Origin of the sequence: Micromonospora pallida, assembly GCF_900090325.1 — a bacterium.
Lineage (GTDB): Bacteria > Actinomycetota > Actinomycetes > Mycobacteriales > Micromonosporaceae > Micromonospora > Micromonospora pallida.
The window spans coordinates 1916149-1930996 of record NZ_FMHW01000002.1; the positions used below are offsets into that span (position 1 = coordinate 1916149).

General features: G+C 75.4%; 17 protein-coding genes, 1 tRNA gene and 1 pseudogene. 15 read left to right on the forward strand and 4 right to left on the reverse strand.

Annotated features, from left to right (window positions below; genetic code table 11):
- Position 1 precedes the first annotated feature (1 nt).
- From nrfD to GA0074692_RS08345, 7 genes are all read left to right on the forward strand, one after another.
- The gene (gene nrfD / locus GA0074692_RS08315; protein ID WP_425413381.1) at positions 2-943 is read left to right on the forward strand and encodes an NrfD/PsrC family molybdoenzyme membrane anchor subunit; all 942 of its coding nucleotides are present in this window, start codon (positions 2-4) and stop codon (positions 941-943) included.
- A gap of 63 nt (positions 944-1006) precedes the next feature.
- Positions 1007-1102, forward strand: a tRNA-Sec gene (locus GA0074692_RS08320).
- 25 nt (positions 1103-1127) lie between these two features.
- Positions 1128-2420 carry an L-seryl-tRNA(Sec) selenium transferase gene (gene selA / locus GA0074692_RS08325; protein ID WP_091641283.1) on the forward strand — a complete coding sequence of 431 codons (1293 nt, stop codon included), beginning with the start codon at positions 1128-1130 and terminating at the stop codon, positions 2418-2420.
- A gap of 1 nt (position 2421) precedes the next feature.
- Positions 2422-4182: a selenocysteine-specific translation elongation factor gene (gene selB, locus GA0074692_RS08330; RefSeq protein ID WP_091641287.1), complete on the forward strand. Its 1761-nt coding sequence runs from the start codon at positions 2422-2424 to the stop codon at positions 4180-4182.
- 63 nt (positions 4183-4245) lie between these two features.
- Positions 4246-4443 (forward strand): hypothetical protein, encoded by a 198-nt coding sequence (locus tag GA0074692_RS08335; protein WP_091641291.1) that lies wholly within the window; start codon positions 4246-4248, stop codon positions 4441-4443.
- A 19-nt stretch (positions 4444-4462) separates the two neighbouring features.
- Complete coding sequence (locus GA0074692_RS08340; RefSeq protein ID WP_176738353.1) at positions 4463-5836, forward strand: hemolysin family protein; 1374 nt, start codon at positions 4463-4465, stop codon at positions 5834-5836.
- Positions 5837-5887: 51 nt separating this feature from the next.
- A complete protein-coding gene (locus GA0074692_RS08345; protein WP_091641294.1) occupies positions 5888-6073 on the forward strand; it encodes a hypothetical protein in 186 nt (61 codons plus the stop codon).
- Between the two features lie 13 nt (positions 6074-6086).
- On the opposite strand, the gene GA0074692_RS08350 is transcribed toward GA0074692_RS08345, so the two are convergent.
- On the reverse strand, positions 6087-6743 hold the full coding sequence (locus GA0074692_RS08350) for a hypothetical protein (protein ID WP_091641298.1): 657 nt from the start codon (positions 6741-6743) through the stop codon (positions 6087-6089).
- 263 nt (positions 6744-7006) lie between these two features.
- Between GA0074692_RS08350 and GA0074692_RS08355 the strand changes: the two genes are divergently transcribed.
- Positions 7007-7210, forward strand: coding sequence for a hypothetical protein (locus tag GA0074692_RS08355; protein WP_091641301.1), 204 nt, complete (start codon positions 7007-7009; stop codon positions 7208-7210).
- Here GA0074692_RS08355 and GA0074692_RS08360 read toward each other — a convergent pair.
- From GA0074692_RS08360 to GA0074692_RS08370, 3 genes are all read right to left on the reverse strand, one after another.
- Positions 7207-7671 carry a hypothetical protein gene (locus GA0074692_RS08360; RefSeq protein ID WP_091641306.1) on the reverse strand — a complete coding sequence of 155 codons (465 nt, stop codon included), beginning with the start codon at positions 7669-7671 and terminating at the stop codon, positions 7207-7209. The two genes, GA0074692_RS08355 and GA0074692_RS08360, sit on opposite strands and share 4 nt — an antisense overlap.
- Positions 7668-7877, reverse strand: coding sequence for a phosphatidylethanolamine-binding protein (locus tag GA0074692_RS08365; protein WP_091641310.1), 210 nt, complete (start codon positions 7875-7877; stop codon positions 7668-7670). The genes GA0074692_RS08360 and GA0074692_RS08365 overlap by 4 nt, the downstream gene beginning before the upstream one ends.
- 82 nt (positions 7878-7959) lie before the next feature.
- The gene (locus GA0074692_RS08370) at positions 7960-8841 is read right to left on the reverse strand and encodes a universal stress protein (protein WP_091641316.1); all 882 of its coding nucleotides are present in this window, start codon (positions 8839-8841) and stop codon (positions 7960-7962) included.
- A 180-nt stretch (positions 8842-9021) separates the two neighbouring features.
- Between GA0074692_RS08370 and GA0074692_RS08375 the strand changes: the two genes are divergently transcribed.
- The 7 genes and pseudogenes from GA0074692_RS08375 to GA0074692_RS08405 all read left to right on the forward strand — a co-directional run bounded on the left by GA0074692_RS08375 (position 9022) and on the right by GA0074692_RS08405 (position 14825).
- Entirely contained in the window at positions 9022-9768 is a 747-nt protein-coding gene (locus GA0074692_RS08375; protein ID WP_091641319.1) for an SAM-dependent methyltransferase, read from the forward strand.
- A gap of 75 nt (positions 9769-9843) precedes the next feature.
- Entirely contained in the window at positions 9844-11028 is a 1185-nt protein-coding gene (locus GA0074692_RS08380) for a PP2C family protein-serine/threonine phosphatase (RefSeq protein ID WP_091641323.1), read from the forward strand.
- Positions 11029-11075: 47 nt separating this feature from the next.
- A complete protein-coding gene (locus tag GA0074692_RS08385; protein ID WP_091641326.1) occupies positions 11076-11549 on the forward strand; it encodes a MarR family transcriptional regulator in 474 nt (157 codons plus the stop codon).
- A gap of 383 nt (positions 11550-11932) precedes the next feature.
- A complete protein-coding gene (gene clsA, locus GA0074692_RS08390) occupies positions 11933-12526 on the forward strand; it encodes a cardiolipin synthase ClsA (RefSeq protein ID WP_091652971.1) in 594 nt (197 codons plus the stop codon).
- Positions 12523-13466: pseudogene (locus tag GA0074692_RS08395) on the forward strand (DUF881 domain-containing protein). Before clsA ends, GA0074692_RS08395 begins: the two are co-directional and overlap by 4 nt.
- Complete coding sequence (locus tag GA0074692_RS08400) at positions 13463-13795, forward strand: small basic family protein (protein ID WP_088983906.1); 333 nt, start codon at positions 13463-13465, stop codon at positions 13793-13795. The pseudogene GA0074692_RS08395 and the gene GA0074692_RS08400 overlap by 4 nt, the downstream one beginning before the upstream one ends.
- Before the next feature lie 10 nt (positions 13796-13805).
- Positions 13806-14825 carry a DUF881 domain-containing protein gene (locus GA0074692_RS08405; protein ID WP_091652974.1) on the forward strand — a complete coding sequence of 340 codons (1020 nt, stop codon included), beginning with the start codon at positions 13806-13808 and terminating at the stop codon, positions 14823-14825.
- Positions 14826-14848 lie beyond the last annotated feature (23 nt).

Sequence of the window (14848 nt, forward strand, 5' to 3'; positions counted from 1 at the left end):
GCTGGCGGTGCCGCCGGTGGAGTTCACCTCGTACTACGGTCGGCCGATCGTGAAGCCGCCGGTATGGAAGTGGGACATTCCGGCGTACCTGTTCACCGGTGGGTTGGCGGCGGGGTCGTCGTTGCTGGCGGTGGGCGGCCAGGTGACGGGTCGGCCGGCGTTGCGGCGGGCGGGCCGGCTGGCCGCGTTGGGCGCGGTGGGGGCGAGCGCGGTCTTCCTGGTCCACGACCTGGGTCGGCCGGCGCGGTTCCACCACATGCTGCGGGTGGCGAAGCTGACCTCGCCGATGTCGGTGGGGACGTGGATCCTGACGGTGTTCGGGCCGGCGGCCGGGGTGGCGGCGGTGGCGGAGGCCGCGCCGTGGCTGCCGGAGCGGGGTGTGCCGGGGCTGGCGCGTCGGGTGTTGCCGCCGGTGGGGCGGGGCGCCGGATGGGTCGCGGCGGTGACCGCACCGGCGTTGGCGACGTACACCGGGGTGCTGTTGGCGGACACGGCGGTGCCGTCGTGGCACGAGGCGTACCCGGAGCTGCCGGTGGTCTTCGCGGGCAGCGCGCTGGCCAGCGGCGCGGGGGTGGGCCTGCTGGCCGCCCCGGTGCGGCAGGCGGGGCCGGCGCGGCGGCTGGCGGTGGCGGGTGCGGCGGTGGAGTTGGCCGCCGTGCACCGGGTGGAGACGCGGCTGGGGCTGCTGAGCGAGCCGTACCGGGTGGGTCGGGCGGGCCGGTTGCTGCGGGCGGCTCGGTTGTTGACGGCGGCCGGGGCGGTGGGTGCGCTGGTGGGCCGGCGGAGTCGGGTGGTGTCGGCGGTGGCGGGGGCGGCGTTGCTGGCGGGGTCGGTGGCGACCCGGTTCGGGATCTTCCACGGTGGGGTGGCGTCGGCCCGGGACCCGAAGTACACGGTGGTGCCGCAGCGGGAGCGGCTGGACCGGCGGACGGCCGACGGATAGGCGCCGCGCACGACCGGAGCCTCGGCCGCGTGGTCGGCCGGGCGTTGTGGTTTAGTGCCGGGTGGAGGCGTTCAGGTGGCTGGTGCCCCTCCCGGTCTTCAAAACCGGTGTGGCCCGGGATCCGGGTCAGGCGGGTTCGATTCCCGTCCGTCTCCGCCAGCTTCTCACGGGTCGGGTGGTGGGTGTGGGGGCGGTTGATCCGCGGCGTCGGGTGCCGCGTACGGATGTGGTGCTGGCGGATCCCCGGGTGGCCGCGGCGGTCGACGTGTGGGGCCGGGAGCGGGTCAAGGCGGCGGTGGTCGGTGCGCAGCGGCGGGCCCGGGCCGGGGAGATCGACCCGGCGGAGGTGCCGGCGGCGGCGGTGGCGTCGTTGCCGGCCGGGCTGCCACGGCAGGTGGTGAACGCGACCGGGGTGGTGCTGCACACGAACCTGGGCCGGGCGGCGCTGGGTGCCCCGGCGGTCGAAGCGGTGGTGGCCGCGGCCGGGCACACGGACGTGGAGCTGGACCTGCGGACGGGCCGGCGGGCGCGGCGGGGCCGGGACGCGCTGGAGACGTTGGCGGCGGCGGTGCCGGCGGCCGGCGCGGTGCACGTGGTGAACAACGGGGCGGCGGCGCTGGTCCTGGCCGCCACGGCGTTGGCGGCCGGCCGGGAGATCGTGGTCAGCCGGGGTGAGCTGGTAGAGATTGGCGATGGGTTCCGGTTGCCGGATCTGCTGGTGAGCACGGGGGCGCGGCTGCGGGAGGTGGGCACCACCAACCGGACGTCGGTGGCGGACTACGCGGCGGCGGTGGGCCCGCAGACGGGTTTCGTGTTGAAGGTGCACCCGTCGAACTTTGTGGTGTCGGGATTCACCGCGTCGGTGCCGGTGGCGGATCTGGCGCCCTTGGGGGTGCCGGTGGTGGTGGACATCGGGTCGGGGTTGTTGGCACCGGATCCGGTGCTGCCGGCGGAGCCGGACGCGGCGAGCGCGTTGCGGGCGGGGGCGGCGCTGGTCACGGCCAGCGGGGACAAGCTGCTCGGCGGCCCGCAGGCGGGGTTGTTGCTGGGCTCGGCCGAGGTGGTGGAGCGGCTGCGGCGGCATCCGCTGGCGCGGGCGTTGCGGGTGGACAAGCTGACGTTGGCGGCGCTGGCGGCGACGCTGCGGGACCCGGCGACCCCGACCCGGCAGGCGCTGCGGGCGGACCCGGCGCGGCTGCGGGCGCGGGCGGGCCGGCTGCGGGACCGGCTGGTGGCCGACGGGTGCCCGGCCGAGGTGGAGGAGTGCGGGTCGGTGGTCGGCGGGGGCGGTGCGCCGGGGGTGGAGCTGCCGTCGTGGGCGGTGGCGCTGCCGGAGCGGTTCGCGGAGCCGCTGCGGGTGGGTGACCCGCCGGTGCTGGGTCGGGTGGTACGGGGGCGGCTGCTGCTGGACCTGCGGTGCGTGCCGGAGGCGACGGACGACACGCTCCGGGACGCGGTGACCCGGGTGGCCGGCTGACATGTGGGTGGTGGCGACCGCCGGGCATGTCGACCACGGCAAGTCGACGCTGGTGCGGGCGTTGACGGGGATGGAACCGGACCGCTGGGCCGAGGAGCGGCGCCGGGGCATGACCATCGACCTGGGTTTCGCGTGGACGGCGTTGCCGTCGGGGACGACCGTGGCGTTCGTGGACGTGCCGGGGCACGAGCGGTTCGTGCCGAACATGCTGGCCGGGGTGGGGCCGGTCCCGGCGGCGCTGCTGGTGGTGGCGGCGGACGAGGGGTGGATGCCGCAGTCGGCGGAGCACCTGGCCGCGTTGGACGCCCTCGGGGTGGCGTACGGGCTGGTGGCGGTGACCCGGGCGGACCTGGCCGATCCGGGGCCGGTGGCGGCGCGGGCCCGGGCGGAGGTGGCCGGCACGTCGTTGGGGGCGGTGGAGGTGGTGCCGGTCAGCGCGGTGACCGGGGCGGGCCTGCCGGAGCTGCGGGCGGCGTTGGACCGGTTGGGGGCGCGGCTGCCGACGCCGGTGGTCGACGCGCCGGTGCGGCTGTGGGTGGACCGGTGTTTCACCGTGCGGGGCAGCGGCACCGTGGTCACCGGCACGCTGCGGGCGGGACGGCTGCGGGTCGGCGACGAGCTGGCGGTGGCCGCCGACGGCAGCCGGGTGCGGGTGCGGGGTCTGCACCGCCTGGGGGTGGCCCGGGACGAGGTGTCGGCGGTGTCGCGGGTGGCGGTGAACCTGCGCGGGGTGGCCCGGGAGCGGATGGCCCGGGGCGACGCGCTGGTGACGCCGGACCGGTTCGGCCGTACCGAGCTGGTGGACGTGCGGATCTCCGGTGCGCCGGTGGCGGACCTGCCGGCGTCGGTGATGCTGCACGTCGGGTCGGCGGCGGTGCCGGTGCGGGTGCGGCCGTTGGGCGCCGACACCGCCCGGCTGCGGTTGGCCCGGCCGTTGCCGCTGCTGGTGGGGGACCGGGCGGTGCTGCGGGATCCGGGGCGGCGGCTGGTGGCCGGTGGGGTGACGGTGCTGGACGTGGCGCCGCCGCCGTTGGCCCGCCGGGGCGCGGCGGCGGCCCGGGCGGGGGTGCTGGTCGCTCTGGACGGTCGGGCCGATCCGGCGGGGGAGGTACGGCGTCGGGGGCTGGTGCGGGCCGGGGACCTGGCCCGGATGGGGGTGCCGCCGGTGACGGTCGCGCCGGTTGCCGGCGACTGGCTGGCCGACCCGGAGCACTGGGCCCGGCTGGGCGCGCGGCTGGCCGCGGAGGTGTCCCGGTACGCGGCGGAGCATCCGCTGGAGTCGGGTGTGCCGGTGGAGGTGCTACGCCGCCGGTTGGGGTTGCCGGAGCGGTCGTTGGTGGAGGCGCTGGTGCGGGCTCCGCTGCGGGTGCACGCGGGCCGGGTCGGGGCGGGTCCGGTGTCGGCCCTGCCGGAGCGGGTGGCGCGGGCGGTGGACCGGCTGGGGGTGGAGTTGCGGTCGCGGCCGTTCCGGGCGCCGGAGGCCGACCGGCTCGTGGAGTTGGGGTTGGGGCCCCGGGAGATCGGCGCGGCGGTGCGGGCGGGGGCGCTGCTGCGGTTGGCGGGCTCCGTGGTGTTGCTGCCAGGGGCGGTGGAGCAGGCGGCGCGGGTGCTGGCCGGGTTGCCGCAGCCGTTCACGCTCAGCGCGGCCCGGCAGGCGTTGGACACCACCCGTCGGGTGGCGGTGCCGCTGCTGGAGTTGCTGGACGCCCGGGGGGTGACCCGCCGGTTGCCGGGGGACACGCGGACGGTGCTGTCGCGCTGATCCGTCCGGTCGGTTGGCCGGTTCGCCGGGTCCGGTGGCGGGCGTGGTGGTTACGGTGGGCGCATGGACCCTTCCGCGGTCTGGCGGGACCGGCTGCACCGGTGGCGGATCGAGGCGTACCAGGCTCCTGACCTGCGCTTCGCGATCGTCGCGACGAACGGGACGACGGAGTCCGCACCGGTGTGGCTGTTCGGGATGCCGGCGTTGGCCCGCTGGTTGATGACGCACTCGATCGAGCTGGGTGACCTGGAGCGGGACTGACCGGCTGCGGAGGTTGCGGGTGGGGGGTCTGCTGGGACAGGTGGCGCTGGTGGTGGTGCTGGTGCTGGTCAACGCCGCGTTGGCGGGCAGCGAGATGGCGCTGGTGTCGTTGCGGGAGGGCCAGCTACGGCGACTGGCGCAGAGCGGCGGCCGGGGAGCCCGGCTGGTCCGGCTGGCCCGGGATCCCAACCGGTACCTGGCGACCGTCCAGTTGGGCATCACCCTGGCGGGTTTCCTGGCGTCGGCGGCGACGGCGGTGTCGTTGGCGCGTCCCCTGGTGGGGCCCCTGGGGTTTCTGGGGGAGGCGGCCGGGCCGGCGGCGGTGATCGTGGTGACCGTGGTGTTGACGTTCGTCACGCTGGTGGTCGGCGAGCTGGCGCCGAAGCGGCTGGCGATGCAGCGGGCGGAGCGGTGGGGGTTGCGTGGCGCGGCTCCGTTGGCGGCGGTGGCGTGGGTGGCGCGCCCGGCGGTGTGGTTGTTGAGCGTGACCACCGACGCGCTGGTGCGGGTCGCCGGCGGGAACCCGCAGGCCGGACGGGAGGAGGTGACCGAGGAGGAGCTGCGGGAACTGCTGGCCGGCCAGCGGGGGCTGTCGGCGCAGCAGCGGGAGATCCTCACCGGCGCGTTCGACATCGCCGGTCGTACCGTGCGGGAGGTGCTGGTGGCCCGGCGGGACGTGACGGCGTTGCCGGGGCACCTGTCGCCGGCGGAGGGGATGCGCCGGCTGGCGGAGACCGGCCGGTCGCGGGCCCCGGTGACCGGTGACGGCGGCCTGGACGACGTGGCCGGGGTGGTGCACATCCGCGACCTGGTGGGGGCGGGCGCGTCGACGGTGGCCGGTCGGGCCCGACCGGCGCTGCTGCTGCCCGGCTCGGTGGCGGTGTCGGAGGCGATGCGGCGGCTGCGGGTGGAGCGGGAGCGGTTGGCGCTGGTCGTCGACGAGCGGGGCGGTGTCGACGGAATCGTCACCATGGAGGACCTGCTGGAGGAGGTCGTCGGCGAGCTGTACGACGAGACGGACCGGGACGTCCGGGCGGTGGTGCGGGAGCCGGACGGGGCGCTGCTGCTGCCGGGCGACTTCCCGCTGCATGACCTGCCGGACGTGGGGGTGCGGGTGGGGCTGGCGCTGTCCGGGCAGTACACGACGGTGGCGGGTCTGGTCCTGGCTGGTCTGGGGCAGGTGCCACGCGGGCCGGGGGAGACGGTGTGCCTGCCGGGACTGACGCTGGAGGTGGTGCGGGTGGTCGACCGGGCGATCCGTGCGGTGCGGGTGCGGCCGGCGGACGTGGCGGCGGGCTGCCCGGGCGACACCGACGCGTCCCGGGCGGTGACCCGCCGGGCGCGGCGGAAGCCGGCGTCACCCCGTGGGCCGACCCGCCACCCGGATGGGTGACCATCACCGATACACCCCTTTTGCGGGATTTTGGGGCTTAATGTCGATGGGGTGAAGGACCGAGGACTACGCACGTTCGTCACCGTGCTGACCGGCCTGGTGGTGCTCTACTTCGGCAGCGCCGGGCGGGACCCGGGCGCGGAGGGTCGGGTCTCGAACGGGGTGATCGTCATGGCGCTGGCGGCCGCGCTGCTGGTGTGGCACCTGACCAGACCTGGCGGCTCCGCGGCCAAGTGAGCCGCGCGGCGAGTCAGCGGCCGCCGGTGGCCGTCCGGGTCACCTCGGCGGCGGACTCCTCGCCGAGGGCGACCCGCACCAGCGCCGAGGTGAGCCGGCCGACGTCGGCCGGCCCGACCAGCGCCGCAAGGTCCGCCGCCGACTGAGGCAGGCCCAGCCGGGCCGCGCCGGCCAGGGCCCGTCGGTCGGCGAACGGTCGGATGTCCGGCCACACCGTCTGCACCTCGCGCAGGAAGATGTCCGCGCCGGTGGGGCCGATTCCCGGGAACGCGGTGAGCAGCCGCCGCAGCCCGGCCAGGTCACCGTGCGCGGCGGTGTGCAGCCGCCGCAGGTCCCCCCGCCACCGGTCCAGGCACAGCCGGGCCCCGGTGCCGAGCATCGTGGCGGTCCGCTCGTCGTAGCGGCGGTAGTGGCCGCGTCCCAACGCGTCGACCCGGTCCTGCCAGGCGGCGGCCTCCATCCGCTGCGGGGTCCGCCACCCGGCGGCGAACAGTTCCCCGGCGGCGGCCACCGCCACCCGCGCGCGGATCCGGGTACTCAGCAGGGTGGCCAGCACCAGCAGTTGGTACAGGGCGGCGGGCCGGTCGGCCAGGCGGATCCCGGCCTCTTCGGCGTAGGTGTGGGGCTGGCAGCGCAGCAGGGCTCGCGCCACCGCGCGTTCGTCGCTCACCGGTGGGGTCTACCCGGAGCGCGGCCGATCACCCCCGCCAGGCTGGGTTCAGGGCCAGCTGGTGTCGCTGGGCCGCCCTGGGCCGGCTGGTGTCGCTGGGCCGCCCTGGGCCGGCTGGTCGCGCCGGGCCGCCCTGGGCCGGCTGGACTCGCCGGGCCGTTCTGGGCCGGCTGGTCGCGCCGGGCCGCATGGGCCCGCCGGGCCCGGGTAACCGGTGGCCGGCGGCGTACCCCGCCGCGCACCACCGACGGAAGGAGACATCCGTGTCGAATCCACAACAGCCGGAGCTGCGGCGCAACGCCCGTAACGACGCGGTGCAGGACGCCAAGGGACCCGGTGCGAACGGCCATCCGCTCGGCGGGTCCCGCACCGGCGACCGGGGCCGCCCGGTGCCACGCGGGCAGACCTCGCCGTACGGGCCGTCCGGTGAGTCGGTGGCCGAGGACGACAGCGACCGCCGGCGCTAACCCCGGCGGGGCGGCCGCAGCCGGTACCAGGTGGCGGCGGCCGCCACCCCGTACGCCAGGTGCGGCACCAGGTCGCTCAGCCAGTCCGTGCGGCTCCACCGGCGCGGGTCGGTCACCCCCAGGGCAGTCATCGTCCCGTCGGACAGCGCCATCACGCCCGCGCCGAGCAGCGTCACCGCCACCGTCGGCGCGATCCGACGTCGCCGGGCGAGCATCGCAAACGCCGCGCCGGCGCCGACGCCCAGCCCGTACCCGAGCAGCGCGCCCAGGCCGGCGCGGCGGTTGGGTGCCCGGCCGTCCGCCCCGAGGTCGACGTGCGCGACCCCGGCCAGCCGGTCGACGGTGTCGTCCGGGGTGCTGCTGGCCGGCCGCCCCCGCACCACCATGTCCAGGTAGCTGACCGTGTTGAGCGCGGCCGTGCCGGCCGCGCCCGCGATCATCCCGTCAACCATGGCGGTCATCTCGGGTCACCCGGCTCCCGTTCGGCCTTCGGGCCGAAGGTCCGTTCGCCGCGTACCACGCCCCGCTGTCCCCGGTCCTCCTGCAGGATCCGGTTGGCGACCTCGTTGGCCTCGTCGTCGGCGGCCCGCCCGGAATCCTCGACCAGCTTGCGCAGTCGGGCCCGTTCCTTGTCGTACGCGTTGCTGCCCGGTCGTGGTCCCGGCATGCCCCCGCCTCCCTGCGTGTCGTCGTGGCCGTTGGCGTACGCGGTGTACCCGCCGCGCCCCCGGCCATGCCGCCCGGCCGGTTCAGCCGGGTGCCCGGACCACGACCACCGGGCAGTCGGCGTGATGCAGCACCGACTGACTCACCGAACCGAGCAGCAGGCCGCTCAGCTCACCGCGGCCCCGTGCCCCCACCACCAGCAGCTGCGCCTGCCGGGACGCGTCGGTCAGCGCCGGACCGGGCCGGGCGTGGAGCACCTGCGGGGTCACCGGCACATGCGGATACCGCTCGCCCAGCCCGGCCAGGGACTCGGCGAGCAGCCGCTCCTCCTCGCCCCGCAGGACCGCCTCGTCGTGGACCAGCGGCTGCATGTCGCCGGGGCCGGTGGACGCCGGATGCCGGTAGGCGTGCACCGCCAGCAGCCCGGTGTCCCGCCACGCCGCCTGCTCGGCGGCGACCGTCACGGCCAGCCGGGACAGCTCGGAACCGTCCACCCCGACGACCACCGGCCCGGTGGTCCGTTCGGTGCCCCGGACGACCAGCACGGGGCAGTCGGCGTACCCGGCGACCTGGATCGCCACCGACCCGACCAGCAGCGAGGTGAACCCGCCCAGACCCCGGTCACCGAGGACGACCATGGTGGCGGTGACGGACTCGCCGAGCAGCACGGCGGCGGGGCCACCGTCGATGATCTCCCCGGTGACCGGCAGGTCCGGTACGGCGGCCCGGGCCTGTGCGACGGCCTCGTCGACGAACCGGCGGGCCTGCTGACGTAACCCGCTGCCGGGTGGCCCGCCGGCCGGTGGCGCGCCGCTGATGTGCAGCAGCGGCCAGACGAAGGCGTGCACCACGCGCAGCGGCCGGTGGCGCCGGGCTGCCTCCACGGCGGCCAGTCGCACGGCGCGCAGTGCCGCCGGCGAGCCGTCCACCCCGACCACCACCGCCGCGTCGTGCGCCGAGTTCACGACCGCCTCTCCCTCCGCGAGCGTCCTGCCGCAGCGGCCCGACCAGGGTGCCTGCGGGGGAGCCGTGACCGACCCACCGGCTCCGGCCCAGTATCGCGAGCGGGGGGCCGCGCCGGGGCGATACCGGCCAGGACGCCGGTCGGTACGCTGTCGCCGACCACAGCGGAGGGGGACGAAACGATGGCCGAGCCGAGCGTGCCGAGTACTGCCCGGATGATCGATTTCTGGCTCGGCGGGAGCGACCACTTCCCGGTCGACGTGGCCGCCGCGCACGCCTTCGAGCAGGCGTACGGGCCGTGCGCGCCGGTGTTCCGGTCGCTGCGGGCCTTCCTCGGCCGGTCGGTGCGGCACATCGCCGACGCCGGGGTGGACTCGTTCCTGGTCTTCGGGGCCGGTGTGCCGACCCGGGGCAACGTCCACGAGGCGGTGCCGGAGGCCACCGTCCTCTACACCGACGTCGACCCGGTGGCCGTCGAGATCGGCCAGCGGATGCTCGCCGGCCACGACCGGGTGGGCTACGGCTTCGGCGACGCCACCGACCCGGCGGGCATCGACCCGGCGCTGCGGCAGCGGTTCCTGCCCGGCTGGGGCGAGCGGCCGGTGGGGCTGGTCTTCCTCGGGCTGGCCGCGTTCCTCGACGACGCCACCCTGGCCCGCACCCTCGACGACCTGTACGCGGCGGTCGCCCCGGGCAGCCGGCTCGCCATCGACTTCGACACCGAGGAACTCGCCGCCTACCCGGAGGCCCTGGCGATGATGGGGCCGGCGTTCCGGATGCGGGCGCCGGAGTCGTTCGCCGGGCTGCTCGGGCGGTGGCAGCCGACCGCCGACGGCATCGTGCCGGTGGCGCGGTGGCGTCCCGAGGGCGCCCCCGAGGTGGTGCCCGACGCGTTCTACGGGGCAGTCGCGGTCAAACCGGCCGGGTGACGACCGCGGGCGAGGTGCCCGGGACGCCCTCCGTATGCTTGCTTGCCGTAGGGCAACAGTTTCTCGGAGGAATCCATGCCGCAGGCGCCCCCATCGGTGTCGCGCGCGTTACGCCAGGCCCCACCGGACCGGTTGGTGGAGGTCGCCGACCGGGTCATCCGTACGTCGACCGGCGCGCTGCGGACGGACGTCTTCATCGCCGACTACCGGATCACCGGCCTGTGGCCGGTGCTCGACCCGACGCTGCCCGACGCCGGGCCGCTGCTCGACCGGGGCGGCGCGCAGCGGTGTTTCCGCAGTCAGGAGCCGGTGCTCGACGACGCCGCGAACGGGCACTGTCGACTGTGGCTGCCGCTGACGGCGTGGGGTGAGCGACTCGGGGTGCTGCTGGTGGAGTGGGACGCGCCACCGGACGCGGAACTGCTCGGCTGGGCCGGGGAGGTCGCCGGGGACCTGGCGGTGGCGTTGCGCGCCGCCGACCGGGAGACCGACCGGTACCGCCGGGCACGGCGGCGGGAGCGGCTGACCCTGGCCGCCGAGATGCAGTGGGACCTGCTGCCCGGATGCAGCCTCAGCCACCCGGCGTTCCTGCTGGCCGGGCAGCTCGAACCGGCGTACTCCGTCGGCGGGGACCACTTCGACTGGTCCCTCGATGCCGACCGGCTGACCGTGACGGTGCTCAACGGCACGGGCAGCGGCCTGTCGGCCGCCCTGCTGACCTCGGTCACCGTCAACGCGATGCGCAACGCCCGCCGCTCCGGTGGCAGCCTCGTGGAGCAGGCCGAGCTGGCCTCCGACACGATCTTCTACCAGCACCGGGGCAACCGGCACGTGGCCACGCTGCTGCTGGAGGTGGACGTGTCGTCCGGGCGGGTACGGGCGGTGGACGCCGGCTCGCCGCACCTGCTGCGGGCCCGGGCCGGGGCGGTGGAGCGGATCCCCCTCGAACAGCAACTGCCCCTGGGCATGTTCCCCGACACCCGCTACGACGTGCAGGAGTTCGACCTGCAACCGGGAGACCGGCTGTTCGCGGTCAGCGACGGGGTCTACGCGGCCGACCCGACCGGCTCGGAGCCGTACGGCCAACGCGTGATGGCTCGGGCGATGCGGTCGACACGGCTGCAACCGGCAGCCGAGGCGGTTGGTACGGTAATGCGCGAACTGCACGCCTACCACGCTGACGCCGATCTGCGCGATGATGCGGTGGTCGTGTGCCTCGACTGGCGGGGGACCCCGCGCCGGGACGGGTCGGAGCAGTAGCCGTACGTGCGGGGTGACCCGGACGGGACAATCGCAGGGGACATCGGGTGGAGCGACCTCCGGATCTGGCCGCGGCGGTCGAGGCTGCGGCCGGGGCTCTCGTCGCTGTGCTGGAGTCGGCCGCCTCCCGGCACAGCGTGTCGGTGCCGCCGACCCAGCTCCGCGTGCTGTCGATCATCACGGAACGGCCGGGCACCAACGTCAATCGGTTGGCGGAGCTGTTGGACGTCGTACCGTCGTCGGCGAGTCGGCTCTGCGACCGGTTGGAGGCGACCGGGTTGGTGCGCCGGGCGGCCGATCCCCGGGACCGACGTGAGGTCCACCTGATGCCCACCCCCGCGGCCGAGGACCTGCTGCGGGAGATCAAGGAGCGGCGGCACCGCGCGGTGCAGGTGGTGCTGGACCGGATGCCGAGCCGGTCGCAGCACGAGCTGCTGCTGGCGCTGCTGGCGTTCGGGCAGGCCGCGGCGCTCGGCGAGCCGGTTCCCGCGCAACGCGACTCCGCCGCCCGGACGGCCTGACCAGGCCTCTCACACCCGCTTGTCCCAGGGCCCGGTGACCGCCGGGAGTCCCACCTTATCGGTGCCCCCGGCCACGCCCGGCGGCGCGGGGAGCCCGACCACACCCGCGCCCCACGGCCACGCCCGGCGAGCGACGGGCACCAGGAACACCGGACGGGGGCCGGATATAGTGGCACCGCAACTCGACGTCCATGATCGCCACGACCACGGGCCCGGGTTCGTGTCACGCCCCACCCGGGGCCAGAGGGTGCCGGCGAACGCCGGCCGAGCAGCGCGCCACGTCCCTCCGCCGCGCCCCGACCACCGGTCGGGCGTCGGACCGTGTCGCGGAGGGAGGTCCGGTGTCGGGTCGGCAGGCTGGGGCAGAACACGCCCAGCCGTCCATCGACCCGCCGACGGACGCGGGCTCGCGGGTGTGGACCCTGCCCAACCTGATCAGCTTCGTCCGGCTGCTCGGCGTGCCGCTCTTCCTCTACCTGTTCCTCGTCGTCGAGGCCGACGTCGCCGCGGTCGTGGTGCTGGCCGTCGGCGGCACCACCGACTGGGTCGACGGGTGGGTGGCCCGTCGACTGCGTCAGGTGAGCCGGCTGGGGGAGTTGCTCGACCCGTTCGCCGACCGTCTCTACATCCTCGCCACCCTGCTCGCCTTCACCGCCCGTGCGGTGGTGCCGTGGCAGTTCACCGCCGCCCTGCTCGGCCGGGAGCTGCTGCTGTTCGGTGCCCTGGTGGTGCTGCGCCGGTACGGGTACGGGCCGCCGCCGGTGCACTACGTGGGCAAGACGGCCACGTTCGTGCTGCTGGCGGCCTTCCCGATCCTGCTGCTGGCGGCGACCACCCCGGCCGTGGCGACGGCCGCCGCGGCGATCGGCTGGGGGCTGGCCTGGTGGGGGCTGGTGCTCTACTGGGTGGCCGGGGTGTTCTACGTGGTGCAGGCCGGTCAGCTGGTGCGCGAACGTCGCGAGGGGGCGGCGGGATGACCGGTACCCCGCGTGACGGCGGCGGTCGCGGCGAGCGGGTCTTCACGCCGGACTTCCTCACCGAGCTGTTCCGTAACCCGCTCGACCAGGGCTACGCCGACGCGGCGGCCCGACGGCGGACGAACCCGCCGTCACCGTCCCGGGCGCGCGCGGGCCGGGCGGTCACCGGGGTGGTGCTGGTGGCGCTGGGCTTCCTGTTCGCGGTGGCGTACCGGCAGACCGTGGCGGAGGAACCCGACCGCAGCCAGGCCCGGTCCGGACTGGTGACCCAGATCCGGGAGCGGCAGGAGGAGACCGATCGGTTGACCCTCCGCGCCGAGCAGTTGCGGGACGAGGTTGCCCGGCAGCGGGACGCGGCGCTGTCCAGTAGCGCGGCGGCCCGACTGCGGGACCTGGAGGCCACGACCGGACTGGGTCGGGTCCGGGGGACGGGGTGGTGGTGCAGCTCGCCGACGCCCCCGGTAACCAGGACGTGGTCACCGGCGCCGGTGGTCCCGGTCCGGGTCGGGTGCTCTACCGGGATCTTCAGTTGGTGGCGAACGCGTTGTGGGCGGCGGGCGCGGAGGCGATCGCGGTCAACGACCAGCGGTTGACCTCCACCTCGACGATCCGGTCGGCCGGTGAGGCGATCCTGGTCGACTTCCGGCCGGTGACCGGCCCGTACCAGGTGTCGGCGATCGGACCGGACGGGATGCGACGCCGGTTCGAGGCGAGCGCGGCCGCGGCGCTGCTGCGGCGGGTCGCCGACGAGACCGGTTTGTCGTTCGGGTCGCGGGACGCCGAGGACCTGACGTTGCCGGAGGCGGCCACCGACTCGCAGTTGCGGTACGCCAGGCCGCCGGTGACGGAGTCCCCGTCCCCGTCGGCGGACTCTTCCCGCGTTCCTCGGCCGTCCGGGCCGGGAACGTCCTCTCCCAGCCCTTCCGGAGGTGACCGATGATCGCGGTGCTGGCGTTGATCGCCGGTGTGGTGCTCGGGGTGTATCTGGACCCCACGGTTCCCGCCGGGCTGCAGCCGTACCTCCCGATCGCCGTGGTCGCGGCGCTGGACGCGGTCTTCGGCGGGGTACGGGCGAAACTGGACCGGATCTTCGACGACAAGCAGTTCGTCGTGTCGTTCATCTCCAACGTGCTGGTCGCCGGCCTGATCGTCTACCTCGGTGACCAGCTCGGGGTGGGCGGGCAGCTCTCCACGGGCGTGGTGGTCGTGCTGGGCGTGCGGATCTTCGGGAACGTGGCGGCGATCCGCCGGCACCTGTTCCGGGCGTAGGTTGGTGGCGATGAGCGACGAGCAGACGGGCACCGGAAGCGGCTGGCCCGAACCGACCGGGCCGTCCCGGCCCACTGGGCCAGCGAAGGAGCCGGACCCGCGTCCCGACTCCCCCGACCCGGACGAGACCGCGCCGCTGCGCATCCCACCGCGGCGGGACGACATCGGCTCCGACGACGACGGGCCCGGCGGCGACGACGTCACGGTCGACCTGGGCCGGCCGTCGGTGGCTGGTCCCGAGCGGATCACCGCGCCGACGACCTCGCGGCCTGTCGAGTCGGCCAGCGAGTCGACCACCGAGCCGGCCAGCGAGCCGACCTCCACGCCGGCGAAGCGGATGAGTTCGGCCTCGGTGATGATCGCGGTGTTGCTGGCGTTGCTGGGGTTCACCCTGGTGGTGCAGTTGAAGACCACGTCGACCGATCCGACCCTGTCGGCGACCCGGCAGGAGGACCTGGTCCGGATCCTGTCCGACCTGGACGCCCGGGAGAGCCGGCTGCGGCAGGACATCGCCGAGCTGGAGGGCAGCCAGCGGCAGTTGGCGTCGGGCGCACAGGGCCGCGAGGCGGCGCTGGAGGAGGCCGCGCGGCGCGCCGACGAGCTGGGCATCCTGGCGGGCACACTGCCGGCGACCGGACCGGGGCTGACGATCCGGATCAGCGCCGGCGGGGGCAAGCCGATCCCGGCGAGCCGGATCCTCGACGCGGTGCAGGAACTGCGGGGCGCCGGCGCGGAGGCGATGCAGGTTTCCGGCTCGGTCGGGTCGCCGGTGCGGATTATCGCCTCGACGTATTTCCTGGACGGCGAGGGTGGTGGCCTGGTCGTCGACGGCCGGCGGATGACCGGGCCGTATTCGATCACGGTGATCGGTGATCCGGCGACGATGCGAACCGCCTTGAACATTCCCGGCGGGGTGGCCGCATCGATCAAGGGTGACGGCGGTAACGTGAGCTTCGAGGATCGTGAGGTCGCCGAGGTTTCGGCGCTGCACGAACCGATCACGTTGGAACACGCCCGTCCGGTCTCCTGACCGGTGGGCGGCGCCGGGTCGCC

Excerpts from the sequence above, each read along its gene's own strand:
- GA0074692_RS08365 (WP_091641310.1), bottom strand. The coding sequence starts at position 7,877 with ATGCCGGGACCACGACCGGGCAGCAACGCGTACGACAAGGAACGGGCC.
- GA0074692_RS08405 (WP_091652974.1), top strand. The coding sequence starts at position 13,806 with ATGAGCGACGAGCAGACGGGCACCGGAAGCGGCTGGCCCGAACCGACC.
- GA0074692_RS08375 (WP_091641319.1), top strand. The coding sequence starts at position 9,022 with ATGGCCGAGCCGAGCGTGCCGAGTACTGCCCGGATGATCGATTTCTGG.
- GA0074692_RS08360 (WP_091641306.1), bottom strand. The coding sequence starts at position 7,671 with ATGACCGCCATGGTTGACGGGATGATCGCGGGCGCGGCCGGCACGGCC.
- GA0074692_RS08380 (WP_091641323.1), top strand. The coding sequence starts at position 9,844 with ATGCCGCAGGCGCCCCCATCGGTGTCGCGCGCGTTACGCCAGGCCCCA.
- selB (WP_091641287.1), top strand. The coding sequence starts at position 2,422 with ATGTGGGTGGTGGCGACCGCCGGGCATGTCGACCACGGCAAGTCGACG.
- GA0074692_RS08335 (WP_091641291.1), top strand. The coding sequence starts at position 4,246 with ATGGACCCTTCCGCGGTCTGGCGGGACCGGCTGCACCGGTGGCGGATC.
- GA0074692_RS08400 (WP_088983906.1), top strand. The coding sequence starts at position 13,463 with ATGATCGCGGTGCTGGCGTTGATCGCCGGTGTGGTGCTCGGGGTGTAT.